At 63.2% G+C, this 17,072-nt stretch carries 17 protein-coding genes; 1 reads left to right on the top strand and 16 read right to left on the bottom strand.

Annotated features, from left to right (window positions below; translation table 11 throughout):
- Window positions 1–10: 10 nt before the first annotated feature.
- From AAFM92_03300 to AAFM92_03240, 13 genes are all read right to left on the bottom strand, one after another.
- On the bottom strand, window positions 11–451 hold the full coding sequence (locus AAFM92_03300; protein MEL7299388.1) for a hypothetical protein: 441 nt from the start codon (window positions 449–451) through the stop codon (window positions 11–13).
- Window positions 441–812 carry a hypothetical protein gene (locus tag AAFM92_03295; GenBank protein MEL7299387.1) on the bottom strand — a complete coding sequence of 124 codons (372 nt, stop codon included), beginning with the start codon at window positions 810–812 and terminating at the stop codon, window positions 441–443. Before AAFM92_03295 ends, AAFM92_03300 begins: the two co-directional genes overlap by 11 nt.
- Complete coding sequence (locus AAFM92_03290) at window positions 791–1,057, bottom strand: hypothetical protein (GenBank protein ID MEL7299386.1); 267 nt, start codon at window positions 1,055–1,057, stop codon at window positions 791–793. The genes AAFM92_03295 and AAFM92_03290 overlap by 22 nt, the downstream gene beginning before the upstream one ends.
- Before the next feature lie 507 nt (window positions 1,058–1,564).
- Complete coding sequence (locus tag AAFM92_03285) at window positions 1,565–2,614, bottom strand: peptidoglycan-binding domain-containing protein (GenBank protein MEL7299385.1); 1,050 nt, start codon at window positions 2,612–2,614, stop codon at window positions 1,565–1,567.
- A 17-nt stretch (window positions 2,615–2,631) separates the two neighbouring features.
- Window positions 2,632–2,985, bottom strand: a complete 354-nt coding sequence (locus tag AAFM92_03280; protein ID MEL7299384.1) for a hypothetical protein — start codon at window positions 2,983–2,985, stop codon at window positions 2,632–2,634.
- An 18-nt stretch (window positions 2,986–3,003) separates the two neighbouring features.
- A complete protein-coding gene (locus tag AAFM92_03275; GenBank protein MEL7299383.1) occupies window positions 3,004–5,757 on the bottom strand; it encodes a discoidin domain-containing protein in 2,754 nt (917 codons plus the stop codon).
- Between the two features lie 11 nt (window positions 5,758–5,768).
- Window positions 5,769–6,152: a hypothetical protein gene (locus AAFM92_03270; GenBank protein MEL7299382.1), complete on the bottom strand. Its 384-nt coding sequence runs from the start codon at window positions 6,150–6,152 to the stop codon at window positions 5,769–5,771.
- A 29-nt stretch (window positions 6,153–6,181) separates the two neighbouring features.
- Window positions 6,182–9,031 carry a hypothetical protein gene (locus AAFM92_03265; GenBank protein MEL7299381.1) on the bottom strand — a complete coding sequence of 950 codons (2,850 nt, stop codon included), beginning with the start codon at window positions 9,029–9,031 and terminating at the stop codon, window positions 6,182–6,184.
- 10 nt (window positions 9,032–9,041) lie between these two features.
- Entirely contained in the window at window positions 9,042–11,579 is a 2,538-nt protein-coding gene (locus AAFM92_03260; GenBank protein MEL7299380.1) for a phage tail protein, read from the bottom strand.
- Window positions 11,570–11,992, bottom strand: a complete 423-nt coding sequence (locus tag AAFM92_03255) for a hypothetical protein (protein MEL7299379.1) — start codon at window positions 11,990–11,992, stop codon at window positions 11,570–11,572. The genes AAFM92_03260 and AAFM92_03255 overlap by 10 nt, the downstream gene beginning before the upstream one ends.
- Window positions 11,989–12,570 (bottom strand): hypothetical protein, encoded by a 582-nt coding sequence (locus AAFM92_03250; GenBank protein ID MEL7299378.1) that lies wholly within the window; start codon window positions 12,568–12,570, stop codon window positions 11,989–11,991. The genes AAFM92_03255 and AAFM92_03250 overlap by 4 nt, the downstream gene beginning before the upstream one ends.
- Entirely contained in the window at window positions 12,561–13,289 is a 729-nt protein-coding gene (locus AAFM92_03245; protein MEL7299377.1) for a hypothetical protein, read from the bottom strand. Before AAFM92_03245 ends, AAFM92_03250 begins: the two co-directional genes overlap by 10 nt.
- The gene (locus AAFM92_03240) at window positions 13,289–15,148 is read right to left on the bottom strand and encodes a hypothetical protein (protein MEL7299376.1); all 1,860 of its coding nucleotides are present in this window, start codon (window positions 15,146–15,148) and stop codon (window positions 13,289–13,291) included. The genes AAFM92_03245 and AAFM92_03240 overlap by 1 nt, the downstream gene beginning before the upstream one ends.
- 20 nt (window positions 15,149–15,168) lie before the next feature.
- Here AAFM92_03240 and AAFM92_03235 point away from each other — a divergent pair, with 20 nt between their 5' ends.
- Window positions 15,169–15,453: a hypothetical protein gene (locus AAFM92_03235; GenBank protein MEL7299375.1), complete on the top strand. Its 285-nt coding sequence runs from the start codon at window positions 15,169–15,171 to the stop codon at window positions 15,451–15,453.
- A gap of 337 nt (window positions 15,454–15,790) precedes the next feature.
- On the opposite strand, the gene AAFM92_03230 is transcribed toward AAFM92_03235, so the two are convergent.
- The 3 genes from AAFM92_03230 to AAFM92_03220 are packed head-to-tail and all read right to left on the bottom strand — an operon-like array spanning window position 15,791 to window position 17,069.
- Window positions 15,791–16,195 carry a hypothetical protein gene (locus tag AAFM92_03230; protein MEL7299374.1) on the bottom strand — a complete coding sequence of 135 codons (405 nt, stop codon included), beginning with the start codon at window positions 16,193–16,195 and terminating at the stop codon, window positions 15,791–15,793.
- Window positions 16,195–16,674, bottom strand: coding sequence for a hypothetical protein (locus tag AAFM92_03225; protein ID MEL7299373.1), 480 nt, complete (start codon window positions 16,672–16,674; stop codon window positions 16,195–16,197). The genes AAFM92_03230 and AAFM92_03225 overlap by 1 nt, the downstream gene beginning before the upstream one ends.
- A gap of 14 nt (window positions 16,675–16,688) precedes the next feature.
- Complete coding sequence (locus tag AAFM92_03220) at window positions 16,689–17,069, bottom strand: hypothetical protein (protein ID MEL7299372.1); 381 nt, start codon at window positions 17,067–17,069, stop codon at window positions 16,689–16,691.
- Window positions 17,070–17,072: the final 3 nt, after the last annotated feature.

Raw genomic sequence — 17,072 nt, 5'->3', positions numbered from 1 at the left:
GACGTAACTTTTAAGGGCTTCCGCGCTGCTGGATTGCCACCTTCTCAAATGCCTGCCCCACGACCATGAGCGCGTCGCGAATGTCGCGCCACCAAGCTAGCGTAAGCACTGCTGCCGCCACTGACACGAAGGCGCAGACCGACATCACAATCAAGTCAAGCGCCAAGAACGCTCCGAGCTCGAGCAGCAGACCGGTTAAGTGCGTCGCGCCGCACAGCAAGATGAAAAGTGCATAGATCAGCACGAGTCGACCAAGCTTCTTGAGCCAGAAAAAGAAGCGCCAGGCCCTGAATAACGCGAAGCACAGAAATACGTAGGGCATCGCGATGACCACATCCAGCAGGAACAGGTAAGCTGCGATGTCGGCTGGGATGGACGAGCACAATGGCGCGTAGATGCCAGAGAATAGCGCCCTGACATTGTAGGCGAACAAGCTAAAGCTACCGTTCATTTAGCTTCTCCAATGCTGTGCGCGCAGTGGCGCGCAACCGGTCCATGTCGGGTGAAGGGTCCTGCAGGATCATCATGCAAATCTGCCGCAAGAGCCTCTGGGCTTCCTCAGCCTCTGCTTTTGCATGCGCAGCCATTTCGCTTGATTGCATGAGGCTGGCAGCTAAAGCCGCGACCGGATCGGCGGTGCTTGACACCGCAGGAGCTGAGGGCTTTGCACTTGCCTTGGGGGCGCGCAAAAAGATCCACATGGCCAAAATCAAGCCAGCCAAGACTGCCACGGATACCTGCGCCTGCCATGGCCACTGGATGATGACGTCGCCTACCCAGTCGGGCGCTTCTACTTGGTTAGGCCGCGCCATATCAAGAGCCCTGTGAGAAGGTATCCGGGTCCGTAGTAGAGGCCTGCGCGCACAAGTCCGCCGATTTCTTCGCGGAATAGCAGACTAAGGGTGAACAGCATCAAGCCAAAGAACGCTGTGGCCGCCCAAGCATCGCGTTCAGCGGCTTTGGTTGCGGCTGCAGCTGCGCACATCACGCAGAAGCTCACGCGCAGGAAGTCCAGCACCGCCGGCGGTATGCTGGCGGTGGCGATAAATTCTAGCATTTGGTCACTACTCCGACCTAGGGGTTACACGCAGCGTCGAACTGTCCAAGAACCGTGGCACCGGTGGCAACAGACTTAGGCCCGCCATCTTCGAGAAGCGCTTCAGCGTGAAGTGCTCGGCTCAGCTCAGTCCAATCGCACAGAGCACTTTCCGAGACGGGTAAGGCGACAGAGCAGCCGCCGAGAAGCAGGATCATCAGGGGTAAACAGCGGAACATCATCGATCGCCCTTTTTGTCTGGATTTGGGATTGCCGTGCGCGCTCGTCAGCGGCCCTCTGGGCGTCTTTTCTGCCCTGTAGGTACGGCCCCCCCAAAACCGCCAAGACCGCCACCACCGACACTAAGACGCGCCAGTTTCGCAGGATAAAGCTAAGGGCCATATCGCCCCCGATCCGCGCCAGCGCGCCATGCGGAACTGATCGCTGACTTGGCCGTCCGGTGCGTCTCAGCGCGGCCGAGCATGCGGCCGAGCCAGAACGCCACCACAGCTATAACCAGTGCCGCAATCATCGACCGAGGTGCTTTCCGGTCGCCGCGTCATTCACGCGGATTTCACGGATCGCGGCCATGATCTGCGGGCCGCGGAAGTAGATACCTGCAGCGATCGCCATGACGAGTACGATGGGCCAGTTGGCAAGAAGCGTCTCCTGCGCAGCTGCAAGCATGCCGTCAGTGTCTGCGAGCACCTCAAGGGCCTCTTGGCCAAGCTCGAGACCTGACAGCCCGAACATGCCCGCAGAGGCGACCTTGGCTTGCGCCTCGCCTGCGTCAGCCTGCTTGATCGTCAGCGAGCCTTCCGCGCGCAGTGTATCCTCGGAGTGCGCTCGCATCGGCGCAGCGTGAGCGCTCTCAAGGGCCGCCCAAGTAGCCGGACCGACGATGCCATCAGAAATCAGCCCATTGTCGGCCTGAAACGCCATCACGGCAGCGTGCGTCAGGCGACCGAAAAGGCCATCCGCGCGCCCGCTCGCATAGCCGAGATGCGCAAGGTCTTTCTGCAGCGCGATGACGTCATGGCGCGGTGCCATGTTTCCGCGCTTGAGCGTCGGTCGACCGGCAGCTGGCGCGGCCTCGCCAAGTACCTCCCTGACCATATCCCGCAGGTAATCGCCGACAGCGAGCGCCCCGACAATATCCGGCCTGAAAGGCAGGCGTGTGAGGTCCCACTTACCGCGTTGCTTCACGCCAAGCGTCGGCTCGACCTCGGCATGCGTCAACACGGTCTTTCGCGTTACCGGGATCGAATATTGGCGGCACAAATCAGCCACCATGATGCAGTGAGTGCGAAACTGTTTCTCTGTGATCGGCGAAGGGCCTGCATCGAATGGATGCTCTTTCGCGCCACGCATGCCGCACATCGCAGTGCCGATGCTGTCCGTGTTCAGGTTGCGGGTGTGGGCAGCGTAGTCTCCATCGCTCACCACAATGTTGTCCTCGATCGCGTGTGTGCCAGCGACGATTGTGCCGTCGTATTCAGTCAGGCGATGGTAGTGCTTTCGATCAACGTCAGACGCTCGGCCGCCGCCCGCTGTCCAGTGGATGATGATGCGCTTCATGACATGCTCCTGAGCTGTCAGGTTTCGATGGCGTAGCGAAGTTGGAATTGGCCGCAGAGTTGCAGCACTGGTTCTTGTCCCGCGAGCTCTGACCAGATGTTGTAGTAACCGACCGCGCCTTCAGTGACGGACGCGAGATCCGACGCGGCCATGGAGAAGGTCCACACGCCGCCGAGCTCGTCGGTCAAGACGACTTGCGGGCTCGCGGAGAAGGCCACGATGCTCGAGCCACCCTCGGTCTCAGCGATCCGTAGCGTCACTGCCTGGCTTGCCGGGCTGTCGATGACAGAGCCGTCGCGGTTCTTGAGTGCAGCCGTAAAAGCGACACCCTCACCCTTGTGAAAGTCCCGCAGATGAACTGTGGCGGCCATGCGCGCCTCCTTGTGTGGTCACGGTTGTCCGACGAGATCGGCATGGGCAGGCGCGGCGACGAGCGCGACGGCGACCGCCGGCGAAGCTAGAAGGTGCACGTCATCGGCTGGCAGCGCTGTGATGGTCAGGCGTGGGCTTGGTTGCGCGGTCAGCGCTGGGATCGCCGCGGGTCTTCCAGCGAGCGCTTCCGTGGGCTCGATGAGCGGCGGCTCGCTCTGCACCTCGGCCGTCACAGTGACCGAACTTTGCGCGGCGATGCTGACAGAGGCCACTCGGATGAGAATTGGCGTAGCCTGCAGGGTCGACGTGCCGACCATAGTCGCACTTGCCGACTTGACGATGCCCGGCTCACCGACGCTTAGCACCGCGACCGACGACGCTTGCGCGGTGGCGTGCGCGACCAAGGCACCATTGGCGCTTAAACTACTCGCTCCAGATACGCTCGCACTTGCCCGCAGTATGGCCGCAGACGAAGCCGAAAGGCTTGACGTTGCCGATATTGATACGTTGCGAGCGCCGCCGCCTGTGCTGACGGCCTCCATTCTGGAAACGGCCGCGATGCTTGCGGAAGCTTGGACAAAGCGCGCTGCTTGGGACTGCAGGCTCGACACTGCCGTCACGTTCGCCGACGCGCGCCGCGTGACTGTCGCGACAGCCGACAGATTGCTGACAGCATCTACGCGCGCGGAAGCTGTGGCCGCGCCACTTACTGTGGCCACGACGCTCATGTTCGAGGCCGCAGACATCAAAGCCGAAGCCGCCTTGGTCGCGCTTGCAGTGGCGCTCATAGAGCTCTGAGCTTCAATGCTCGCTGATGCGGTGTTGACGCTCGTCACCGTTCCTACGGCGGTGAGTGTCGATGTGCCTGCGACGGCGACCGCAGCGCGTCGTGTGGCGAACGCCGCGGCGTCAATTGACGAAGTGGCCGCGAACGAGGTGGACGCCCGTCGTGTAACGCTGGGCACGACTGCGACAGCGCCCTGGGCCGCCGTTGCCGACTGCGCCGTTAGTACCGCTGACGCATCCGCAGCCAAAGCGCTTTGCGCTGCGATGGAAACCGCGGCTGCGCGGACAAGAGAGCCTACAACTGTGGCTGTAGAAGACGCCGCGATCGACGCGCTTGCACGACGAATGACCTTCGCGACAGCAGACATGCTCGACTGGGCGCCGACATTGACACTTGCCGCCGCCCGCTTCGCCGCAGTGACCGCTGCAGAGCTCGTTGCAGTGATGCTGGCGGAAGCCTGAATGTCGCCTTGATCCGCGGCGTCACGCGGCAAGTCGATAATCTGTAGCGCCACTCTGAGGTTGTTGCCGGCGCGGTGGCAGTAGTGCTGCGCCGTCGTCAGGTCGGCGAAGTGCGCCGATCGCACGCCACGAAGGTGAGCTCTGCCGCCGCCGGACGTGTGCACCGAGACATCAATCAGCGCTTGCTCGAGGTCTGTCAGCCCAGCGCTTGTGATGTTTGTGTCGACGTTACCTTCCCGGCTGTCTGCGCTGACGAAGCGCGTGACGGTCATATCCGGGTTTTCAAGGGCAAAGGCTGTGTATCGCTGGCCCGCGCTGCCATCATGGCTTGCGTTGTGAGCGAAGTTGACCTCGTTAAGGCCGGTTCCTGGCTCCGCCGTCCACGTGACATCCGCAATCGCAGTATTTCCGCCGCCGTTCTTGCTGAACTGCGAGATGATCCATGCCTTTGACCAGTCTGCGACCGAACCTGACATCGTCATGGTGAAAGAGTCGGACGTGCTGACTTGGCTGCCGTAATGCACCGTCCAATTTGAGCCGGTAAATTCCACGGTCACCACATGCACGGTGGCCGTGCCCTGAGCGCCGCGCGCGTGCACCGTGATCTCGCCCGTCGTGCGGTCAATTTGGGTGGTCGCGGTCTGGTGGTCGTAGTTCGAGTTGCCCGTGAGGTTGCTGTGAATGCCGGTGATAAAGCTGACCAGCTTGTCTGCGGATCCTATGCCGGACGGCGTGAACGAAGTCGTGTCTGCGGAATTGAGCGTTATCTCGCGCCGATCGCGCACGATGAACTCGTTAGCGCCGCCTGCCGCGCCTATGTATTCCCAGACGGACGCGGAAAAGGCTTGGTCTCCTGTCGCCGTCGCTTCGCGCCCGATGGTGAGCTCGTCAACGTCTGTCATCTTCACCAGAAGAGAAGAATTGTTGACGTTCTGATTGCCTGCGCTGCTGGGATCCCCTGCGCCAACGTAGCGGCTATTGTTCAGCAGCCCGACAGCCGAAGACAGGCTCGACACAGGCGTCAGCGCACGCGTGCCACCCGATGCGCCGACAAAGTCGTCTGGCACGTGCTGCACGCGGAAGGCCGCAGTATCACCGCCGCCACCGCCTCCACCCGTGTCATCTACTGCGTAGGTGTTGGTCTCCCCCGCACCCCAGTCGACGGCGTATTGCCCCGCGTCCGTCCATGTGACCGCATTGTCGGAGTATTGGATCGTGATCTGATCGGGGCTGAAGGCAGAGCTCAGCACCGAAACCGTCTCGATTTCTTCTACGGTGGTGGCAGAACCGAAGTCCTGCCCGACCCACTCCTCATCACCTGCGTTGATATTGCTGACTGTCCAAGAGGACGACGCGGTGTTGTCGAACGCGTTGTCGCCACTGCCAGTGCTCTGGATAGCGTTCGCGCTGTCGGTTTGATCCGCGCCGCCGACCGTAGCGCGCATCTCAACTTCCTGAATGCCAACTTGGTTTTCGCCCGCCGCGACGCGGCATAGGATTCGCCAGTAGCGCGCAGTCGGCACAGCAGCGCTCCTTAGTCGAGCGTCAGGTTAATTTGGCCGGTGGCAAGTGTCAGCGTGTCACCATCGTCGATGGTCTTCGGCGTGATCGCGTCGTATGCCAGCATGTTGCCACCTGTGGACGCGTCGAAGATCGCAAAGGCCACGACAGAACCGAAGTTGCCGCCCGAAGCCGTGAAAGACACGTCCGCCGTGCTGGCAATGGCGCCACCGGACGAAGCGCCGAAGCTGATGGCCTGGCGCGCATAGCCACTTCCCGAAACCTCGGTCCCGCCACTGCCCTCCCCGGGTGCGACCGTAAAGATCGCAGCGTAGGTGGTTGCCGGGCTGGTCAGCGCGGAGTTGTTGAAGACGTGATCGAGAAGCGCGTCCTCGAGATAGTTGGTGAAGCTGGCCATGGGTCGTTCCTTTCAGGTCAGGGAGCAGATCACGGGGCGCGGAAGCCGGTGAACATGGTTTCGACGGTCGCGGTCGCCGGGATCGTCGTCGTGAAGTTGCCAGGGATGTGCACGCCGATCGCATATTGGACGTTCGACAGGTCCCAGCCGCTTTCGAGAACGCTGGTATTGTACAGCGACAGGAAGTTGCGGTTATTCGGCGACCCGCCGCCGGTGATGACGCCGCCGAGGCCGCTGGGACTGCCAAGGCTGCCACCAGAGATGTACATCGGCTCATTGGCGGTCCCTTGGACGTGCGCCATTTCACGGCAATTGAGGATCGTTGGCGCGCACAGGTCCGTCTCGTCGCGGAAGACCAGAAAGCTCACGTTCTCGATCAGCATGTCGAACTTCTCGCCAGAGCCGACAATGGTGTTGGGCTTGATCCAGATGCCTGAGTCGTTGCTCGTCGCGGGCTGGGTCGCCTCGATGTTGGCGAGACGGATCACCGGCTTCCCCGACATTATCGCCGTGTCGATGTTCATATTGCCATGGTCGATGAACGCGGAGACGCGGCATGTCCCCGACGATCGGATGCCATCAAATACGATCGAGGACGGCATGTAGACTTCCGTGCCAGCCTTGATTGTCACGTCCATGAGCCGAATGTCGCGGCTGCTGCCTTCATCGATGACCGTGCGGGTGATGTTCTCCGCGGTGATGCTGTAGCAGAGCGGCCCGGCCATGAGCGTGCTGCCGGTTCCGCCGTCCGTGGTGAAGTCGAACAGCGTCGTAACGAACGACTTGTTCTGAATGACGCAGTCCTTCATGTGCAGGTCGCCGTAGATGAACCCGCTGAAGTCCGGTCGACGCGAGAATGGATCGCAGTCGATGAACGTGACGCCCTCGGCGGAGATTTGGCCACCGCCCCATCCCATCCGGATGCCATATGTGCGGATGCTGCCGCCTTTGACGAAGAAGTTGAAACCCGCTCCGTGGAAGTCGACACGGTTGATCTGGCAGTCGTTGAAATAGACGCCGGAGACCTCGTTGCCCGACATGCAGCCCCAAGCCACCTCGCGCAACGCGATCATGCGGTTGATGAAGATCTCGGCACATTCGAACAGGCGCAGAGAATAGGAGCCCGACGTATTGTCAAGGTCGTCGCCTTGCGCTGGAACGAACACGTCCGAGAGATGCACCTGGCCTGCCGTGCTGACGTGGATGATCCTGTTGAGGTTCTCGACCGTCCCGTCCTCGATGCCGTAGATATCGCGGACATGCACCAGGTTCCGGCGCACCATGATGATGCTGGTGTTGTTGAACGTCGAGTAGTCGATCACGCAGTTCTTGAACTCGAGCCACCCGCTGGCCGGGTTGGGCCGGTAGCGGTAAGTATAGCCCGTGGCGGCGCTCACATCGCGCGCGACACCATGGGTCGCGTATCCATCATCCGTGAGCCAGAAGGGCTGCTTGTACTCCTCCAGCGTCGTGTTGTTGCGCTTGGGCACGTCCACGCCATCGAAGAACGCGACGATAAAGCCCGGCGTCGTGACCGAGTCGCGCATGACCGCCCGTGAGCCGCGCGCGCCGTCTGTGATCGACCCCACGTAGGTCGTCTCTGTCACCGGCGTGGCCGCGTCCATGATCTCGAAGCACCAGGTGTCGTTGGCGATGTCGCCGTCATGCGTGGCGGGATCGGTGATGCCGTTGGCAACCTTGATCGTGGTGCCCGCCATGTCAGTGCTTGTGGAGACGAGGATCTTTGCATCGAGGTCAATGAGCATGTCGCCCATGCCGATGTAAGACACCGGGCGCCCGGTCGCGTTGGCGAAGACGTGCGCCGCCCGCACCGCCGCCGTCATGTTCGTCGTGCCGGGAGTGGTGTTGTCGCCGAATGTCAGCGGGTTGACCGTGCCGGGCGCAGGCGACCAGTTGACCGTGCCGCCGTTGCTCGTGATGGCCGTGCCGGCGGCGTCGCGAACGACCCGCTGCTCGATGCCGTTCGAGAAGAACGACGCGGCGAGCACGGTGGCGGGGAATTCGGTCGCGATGAAGGTGGCGCGATCGGTCTGGGCGAACTCGAGGAACCCGCTGGCGCGCACCTCCGCGATCGTCAGGCCAGTGTTCGACACCTCCCATCGCTGGTTCGGTGACGCCCCGGTGAGGCGCAGGTCATACAGGCGCCCGGCCACGAGATCGCCCGCTGCCAGCGCGCTGTCGCCGTTGTCTCGGATCGGGAACGTGTCGCCGCCGTCGATCGTCAGCGTAGGATCCGTCGCCGTGTTGGTCTCCGGCGGCCGATACTTGATCTTGAGCCCGGACTGGATCGTCACGGCCTCTCCGCCGATGACATTGGTGTCTGCGGTCGTGGCCTGCGCCGTGCCGCCGTAGTTGGTGAGGTTGATCACGCCGCCAACGGTCAGCGCGTTCGCGATATCTTGCACCGTGGCGACGTTCAGGGCGTCGCTCAACGTCAGGCCGGTCGAGACCGCCTCCCAGCGAAGGTTGGGCTCGCTGCCGGTCAGGCGCAGCACATAAAACCGATTGCTCGACAGCGCGCCGACGGGTAGCTCGGTGTCGCCATTCTCGCGGATCGGGTACGCGGTGCCGCCGTTCACCGCGAGAGTCGGGTCGACCGCCGTGTTGGTGGCCTGGGCGCGCAGGGATACCTTGAAGCCCGCACCGACAGTGACATCGCCGACGGTGGTGTCAGCTGTTATCGCGTTCGCTGTGCCGCCGTAGTTGGTGAGCTCGGCAACACCAGCCTCGGACGCCGCGGCGACGATATCATCAAAGAGCGCGGAAAAGCCTGCGTCGACATTGGTCTGCAGATCTTCGATGCGCGCGACTTTGGGGTCCGTCCCTGTGAGGGGCAGGGTCAGTGTGGGGGCTGGCATTCGTGGACTCCTACGGGATGATCAACGGGAACGGCCCTTGCGGGGCACCTTCGCTGAGGGTCTGCGTCACCGGCACGACCCAGAAATTGAACTCGCCTTGGCCGAGCATGCCGTCGAGTTCTTCGAAGAAGAGCAGGTCATCGATTGACCCGTCGAAGTCGGCGCTACCAAATACGCCGACCTGCGTGATGTTCGTCGGCGCAGCCTGAAAGTCACCGACATGAACGGCGTTGGTGCTGAACACGATGTCGCCTTGCGTGGTGTCACCCTCGACGATGAACTGCACCGTGCCTGCGGTTCCGGATACCCGGTTGATGCGATAACGGAAGCGCACGCCGCCGGGATCGGTCAGATTCTGGTCTAGCCGCGATCCGTCGCCCGGCGTCTTTGTCGCCACACCATTCGCGATGGTCCAATCCGCGTTCGGGTTCCACACGCTGGCGTCGTCGAAGTCCCCGTTGAGCAAGAGGTTCTCGGCAACTGTATCTCCCGCAGCCACGTCCGACGTTTGCCCTGCCGGCAGGTCCTGAATGCCCGCCACGAGCACCGCATTCCCAAAGTCCGCGTCGCCGGCGTCGGTGCGGTAGATGCGGACGCCGCGGAAGACGTTGGTCGCTGGTGCGGTGACGTTGAACTCGGCGCGGCCCGGTCCCGGTTGGGCGGTGTTGACCGTGATGTCGAAACCGAGCGACACGCCGAGGATCTCAACCCATTCACTTGCACCGTCGGGCGCCAGAGCGCGCACCCTGATGTCGTGCAGCTCGTTCGGGCTGAGCGCCTCGAGGAAGCCGAAGACGTCACCATCGCCATCGACCGTGTCCGTGCTGACGAAGCCTGCCTGTGCCCACTCGTCGCCCTGAAGCCGCGCCTGCGTCTCGTATCGGTCGACGCCCGTCGACGGTGACGGCTGGAACTCGTACCTGAAGCGCGGCGTGATCGTCTGGCCGTTGTCGATGTCGATGCCTTCACCGGTGGTCACGCTGATCGCACCAGGTACAGCTACGCCCGTCCGCGTGCCGTCGTATGGCGGGTGAAAGACGTCCTCCTCGTCGGTCGCGGGGTCCCAGTCGTAGATCGTGTCGCTGTACGAGCGCAGCTGCACCGGGCAGCGCATCGCAAAGCCCTGCTCACCGACGGGATCAAGGGCCGGGTGCATGCTTTCGATCTCGTACAACCCGTCGAGTTGATCGCCGTAGGGAGACGGCAGATCGAGCGTCACGACCGACCCTGACACAGCTTCCATGGTTTCCGGCGGCGCGACGAAGCTCGCCGTCGTCTGCTGCCTGGCACGCGCACCGAAAATCTTGCGTAGACGCTGGGCCTGAGTGTCGGACGACACCATAGACAGATCGAGGGTCTGCACGCTGGGCTGCCCGCCGTCCTGCGCCAGCGCGCCGGGGATGGCATACGGCGTCAGCTCTGCGGGCTCATACCCGCGCGCCCGCGGTGAATAGACGACCCGCACCTCGTTCACGATCTCTTGGTCCGGCCGATACCGCGAGAAGGCCAAACCCTCGAGCGCGTCGGTGATGGTCACGGCCGAAGTCCGCGGTGCCGCCGGGATTATGCCAAGACGCCCGCCGCTGCGTGTCAGCCGGGCGCCGCCAGCCGCAAGCACGGGCTGCATGATTTGCTCGAGCTCCTGCCCGTTGTAGGCCACCACACCAGAAATTGCGTAGCGCCGCTCGCTTCCGCCGGATTTGAGGCTCACCACCTCGTCGGCGATGTCTGCGGCGTCGCTGAATTGATCGAGCACAAGGTTGGCGTCGTCGTAGGGCCGGAACGGATTGCGCCGGAGCACGTCAAGTGCCGCGAGATACGGGTCCTCGGACCACTGCCAAGTGCTTTCGTCGTTGGCGTCCTGCGCGCCGTCACGCGGATCCCATACGCGGGTGAAATTGCCCTCGATCTCGAGGCGCGGGATGACGGAGGGCCAGCGCTCCTGTCGCCGCTCGTTGCCGCCGGCGCGGAGGCGCGCGTAGACGATCGTGCAGCCCTGCGCAGCGTCTGTTGCCCGCCACCGCTTCTCGTCGCCGCCTGGCGTGAACCCGGCTTCGTCAAGGAACGTCTGCGGCGGCTGGGTCTGATCGCCGCGCTGAATCCAGACCCTGACATGGTTGGCGAAGGGCGAATTCGTGCCCAGCGCGCCGTTGCCCTGAAAGTCGTAGGGGTCCGCACCGCCGAGCTCGACCTCGCGATTGTCGAGGTAGATGGTGAACGGCCCTTCGCTGGGGCGACTGCTGACGATCCACGCGCAGTACATGAACTCGCCGACCACAGGCCACGGAACAGGCGTGCCGAGCACGCGGTCGCGGCCGTACACGACCCGCTTCGGCGGTCGGGACGTCGGAAACGCCAGATCGCGCTTCAGCTGTTGCTGCTGCGGCTGCCCCTGCCCGCGCGACGCGAGAGCGTTCGCCGCCGTCGACAGAATAGCGCCGGCGGCAAAGCGGATGGCCAGCGAGCCCGCGACGCCGTAGGTCGCCGTCAGCGCCGCGCCGACGCTGGCACCATTCGCGACAAGGGCAACAAGTGTGCCTATGCCCATGGCAGCCCCCAGGCGCGCGCAGGACCTCGCACGATGTTCAACCCGCTGTAGCCCATGACGGCCCATTCCTCGCCCTGAATGTGGACGCCAAGCGCCCACGGCAGCGGGCTTGTCCCTTCCGGCACGCGAACCGCGCCGATCACGCCGGGGCCCGGCTCGCACGCGACCAGACCCGCTCGGCTGGCCAGGGCGTCGTGACATGCGTCCGCGCCGCCGTAGCGCCGCAGGAAGCGCAGGGCGCCGAGGTGGGTCGTGTAGTCGGCACCGACGACGGGGTTTACGCCCCAGAGCGCCTCGAACGCCGCGCCAGCTGTGCGGCAGCAATCCTTGCCCGCCACGTCGAAAGCGCCGAACATCTCTGCGGCTGCCGCGGCAAGCGCGCGCTCCGGCGTTGTCGTCTTGACCGGCGTCATTCGGGCCACCGATCCGGCGTCGTGTTCCATTTCTCGGCGTTCGCGATGCGCTGAAAGAACGTGTCGCCGGGGAAAAGCGCCTGCTGGTCCTCGTCTGAGTGCACGACCTGCGCCCCGGCGCGCGCGGGCTGCCCCGCCTTCACCTCGATCGACAGCGAGGCGATGCGTCGGCCTTCGCTGAGCTGAAAGGATGAGCCGACGACCGAGCCGGTGAAAACCTCTTCCGGGACACCCTTGAGCGTTGTGCCGCCGGGCGTCGTGGTCAGCCCGACCCACATTCTGACCTCGCTGCCTCGCGCCTGGTCCTCGTCGGCATACGTCAGCAGTCCGGTCGTCTCAGATGCCAGCGCGATGACCGCGCTCTCCGGCACCAGCGACGTCGCCTCGTCCGGTATCTCGATGCGTCCAAGCTCGCCGACGCCGGCAAAGTCCTCGCCTTCGAAGGCCACGGTGCCTGTGTTCGTGTGCGCGCGCACCGGCCCGGTTGGCCAGTCGATAAATACCAGCGCGATCGGGTATATCTCCTCACCCGCGAGCGCGGTCAGAAGCGTCGGGTCGATCAGGCGCTTCAGGTCCACGGGTTGAGCTCCGTGAATGCGCTGGTGAAGTCGCTCTCGAAGCGCTCCGTCATTGTGAAGTTGTAGGAGTAGTTCTCGCTTGCGGGCTGAACCGCACGAGGGAAGCTGTCGATCTCAAAGACGCGGCTCTGGTTGGACCCGATGATGATCGGACCCGATGGAAGCGCCGAGCTCACGTAAATTCGCGCCTCGCCTTGTGCGTTGCTGTACGAGGGGCGTAGAGCGTAAGCGGTGATTGTGCCCACACGCACAGGCTCAGAAGGCGCGGCGATCAGGCGGTTGGCAGGAAGGCCGGAGCAATCGACATAGGGCCAGGTATCGGCGCCCGCTGTCGCCTCGATCGTGTTGCCGAACGTCCAGAACACGACCGCGGGCGGCTCCTCCCATGTCGTCTCCGCGCCGCCGTCCGTCCATTCGACGCCAGGGGTGCCGCGAAGGCCATCAAGTCCATCTGTCACCGGATACCAGTGCTGCGGAAGCGGATTGAGACGCACCAAGGCCAGCTTGCCATCGAGGAGTCGCTTCAGCATCTCGACGTAGCCAGCGCCGAGCCTATCCGGTCCAATGCCGGTGACGACGGCGGTGATGAGCGTCCGCGTGGCCTCCGACTGGCTCAGGCGCGGGCTTCCGGACAGCCCCTCCGAGCGCTGCACCGGACGCGAAATCGTGTGCTCATAGGCCGTCGTATGTACCGGCGGCCATGCGTAGACGTCAGGCATCAGAGGTTCCCGAAACTGCGCGTGGAGCGGAGCGCGCGATCGACCTGACCGACAGACTCGCGCACGATGCTAGGCGTGCTTTCCGCGACCACACGGCCCGCCTGATCGCGCACCATGGCCTTGAGCGCACCATCGCCGTCGACGGACACCGACACATGCAGCCGCCCGCCTGCGCCGCTCATGGCGTGGTTCGGGGTGATGAATCCCGAAGACGTTGGCGTGAAGAGCTCAGGGCCGCGCTCGCCCACGATGTAATCGCGCCCGGCGGTGACCGGCCCGCCATTCGCGCGGAAGCCACCGAATAGGTTGCCGAAAAGCGCCCCGAGACCGCTGCCACCACCAAAGCCGCCCGACGGGCCAGGCACGTTGAAACTCGAAAGCAACGCTTCCCGGATCCCTGACGTGAAGATGTCAGATGCCAGCTGCCGCAGAATGTTGCGGACGCTGTCGCCGAAGTTGTCGAAGTCGACCAAAGCGTCGCCGAGCGTCCGCGAGATATCATCGATGCCGCGGTGCAGCTCCGCAAACTGGACATCAGCGAGCTCACGCTCAAGCTGCGCGATCTGCCGGTTGTAGTCGGCCTGCGTCAGCACTCCCGCTTTCAAAAGACGGTCAGCCTGGGCGACGCTGTCGTTGAAGCGATCTTGCTCGCTTTTCAGGCCCTCGAGGATGCGGTCGCGTTCTTGCAGAAGACGATTGCGCTCGCGATCTGCTTGCGCCGCGCCACCGCCCGACCGGCGCCGACGGGCTGAGGTGTTGACGCTGGGATTTGCAATTTCCTCCGGAACACCGCGGTCACGGAAGATCTGCCCAGAGACACCGGCCTCGTTTCGAGGGTCAAAGAAGTCTACGTTTCCGCCGACAGACTGATCTCTCTGCTGGCCCCTCGCAATCGCCAAGTTCTGCGCAAGCGCGCCCGCCTGCAGTGCTGCGATCGAAAGCTGACCTGCTCCAAAGTCCCAAGAGCTAAGTTCTGCCGCTTCGTTGTTCGCCTTGATCAGCTCTTCGACAATCGCGAGAGCCTCGTCTCGGCCGTCATCGAGCAGGGCGTTGACAAGATCGAGCTCAGCCTGTTGCTCGCGGAGAAGATCCACGTCATCTGATCGCGCCGCCAGAATGTCGAGGGTGGTCTGCAGGATTGCATCTTCTGCGCGACTCCGGGCGAACGCGTCATTCGGATCGCTAATGACATTGCTGGTCGCCGAAGCGATTTCGCGATCGAGATCATCTCTAAGCTCTGCAATGCTGTCTTGTAGGGCGCGGCGCTGATTTTGCAGTCTTGCATCCTCTAGGCGCGCCAACGCATCCAGTGCTCTTGCCTCGCGCGAAAGCGCCTGCAATGTCTGCCCGGATGCCTGCAGGCGACCCTGTGCGCCGAGCATAACCGCAGCGTCGTAGCGCTCTTGCGCCTGTCGTGCCGCATCCGTGGCCTCGACGACAGCGTCGAACGCGGACCGGGCTTCCCCCCTTATGTCTCCAAGCTCGTCTTGAACACCGCGCAGGTTTCCAATGACCGGCAGAATCGCCCCTGCCGCCACACCGGCAGCGATACCGATCGTGCCAAACGCCAGGCCGATATCTGGCAACTGAATTGCCAGGGCCTGCAGAAAATTGCCTGACGCCTGCGTCTGCTGTGCGACCTGCGAGAGCTGCAGGGATGTCTGGCGAAGCGGCGTGGCAAGACCATTGAAAGCACGGCTCGAGTTGTTGGCCTGCCGCCCCATGCCATCGACGCCGCCTGCAAGATTTCTCGCGCTCTTTTCCGCGCGTGCGGCCTGCTTTTCGAAACCACTCAGATCCTGCGTCGCCCTCGCGGCTGGACGAGTGTCGACCTCGACCCCAAGTTTGGCAATGTCCATCACAACCTCATGGGGCTCACATGCGATACGTATTCTTCGCGCTTTTGCTGGCCGCGCCTGTCAGTGCGTCCGACTCTGATCAGGCCTTTTCAGATGCACAGAAGGCGGCAGAAAGATGCCAGTCGGCCTGGCTGCAGCGGTCGCGACTTTCTGCGCTTGAAGACATCGACAGGGCGGCAACCGAACTTGCCCAGCAGATCGACCGTCATTCGCCTGAACTGGAAACGGCCATAAAGCGGCTTGATCTCGTTACGAGCTGGTTCACCGAATGCAGTAAGGCTGCCTATCCCGAGTCAGGATCCTAGTTCGCACCTGCACCTTTGCGGTTGAGACCCATAAGGTCAGACGGTCCAAAGCTCCGGCTCATGTCTACCTTAGGCGCATCGGGGTCACGTCTGGCGATCTCGAGGTACGCCGCATCCATGGCGCGCATGCATCGCATGAACACCGGGCCCTCGGTGCCGTAGCGATCCGCCATGGCCCGCAGAGACGCTGAGGGAATAGGTCCGATATATGGCGCCGACATGCCGGTGTGCTGAACCGAGCGATCAGTCGACAGCTCCTGAAAGTCGTCGAAGAACTGAAGCGCCCCGCCGTCGAGTTTGACTGTGCCGCCCTGCGCAACCGCGCGGACGGCCTCGGTCAGTTTTTTTCAAGCGCCTCGATCGTGCTCTCGGCTTGTTGCGTGACATGCGCCACCGACGCCCGGAGCGCCCCCCAGAAAATCGAGGACTTGATGAACTCCTCGGCTGCCTCCGGCGTGTACGGCACATCCTTCTTGCCGTCCTTGAACCCTTCCCAGCCCTTCAGAGCGCCGAGGAGCGTAAGATCGTCGACTGCGTCCAGCGCGTCGTCCGTGATGCCGCCGTCTTCGTCACGGTGCTCGGGGCCGAGGCCGCGAAGTGCGCGATTCACAGAACGCTGGGCTTCCTTCGATCCGCGGGACATCACGAGCAGCTTTACCGTCGACAGGCCGTGTACGTCGCCATTGACCCAAACCGCCTCGTCGAGCGCGATTGAGGCCTGCTGCAGCTTGGACACGTCCATTACGCCGCCGCCACTTCGACGATGTTGGAGTTGATCTCGACCGTCGCCTGACGCATCCGCGTCGTGTTTGCCGAGCCGCCCTGGTCCTGCCAGGACATGACGATGCCGACGAAGTAGTGCGTTGTGCCGCTCGTGCCGCCGTCGGGAATGTCGTCGTAGACCACCCGGAACGCGAAGTTGCTCGTGCTCTGTTCGGCAGCGATCATGGCCGACTGCCCGGCGTCGCCAGGAATCGAGGCAAAGGTGTTTTCCATCGAGCCTGCGTTGCGGGTGCCCTTCTGCTTGACGTCGCGCCCGCGGTTGATGAGCTGCGTCGTGATGAGCTCGGCGGTGTCGCCCTTGGTGCCTGCCGTCTCCCAGCCGTCCACCTCGACCCATGTGATGGCTGAGAAGTCACCTTCGACGAAGTCTGTCGCTTTGGTGGCGATCGCGTCACCGATGTAGAATTTGGCCCCGGCAACGGGGAAAAGATCACTCATGATAGCCTCCAGAGCTACTGATAGAACCGGCCCCGAATGATGACCGGAAGGTGGTAGACGCCGTCTGACGAGAAGGCGCCTTGAATGCTGGGCGCTTCGATGATCGTCACGCCAGACAGCCGAAGGACCGGCGAGAAGCGCGCAAGGATCTGCACCGCGATGTCGTTTGCCGCACCTGCAAAGCAGTGCTGGTCGACCTCGATACGAGCGATCATTTCCGCGGTGCCCTCGACACAGCCCTTGATGGTGCGCGTCGTCTGCGCCGCCGCCGGAAACTGCACCACGATCCGCGGGCGCAGCTTTACCACCGGCCCGTTCGGGTACGCGATGGCTGGCGCATCAGGCATGCCCTGAAGGCGCGCCAGAAGCGCGTTCTGTGCGTCAATCGCTGACATTGC

The sequence above is a fragment of the Pseudomonadota bacterium genome (assembly GCA_038533575.1).
In the GTDB taxonomy this organism is placed as follows: domain Bacteria; phylum Pseudomonadota; class Alphaproteobacteria; order Rhodobacterales; family Rhodobacteraceae; genus Shimia_B.
This window is presented reverse-complemented; position numbering and strand designations above follow the sequence as displayed.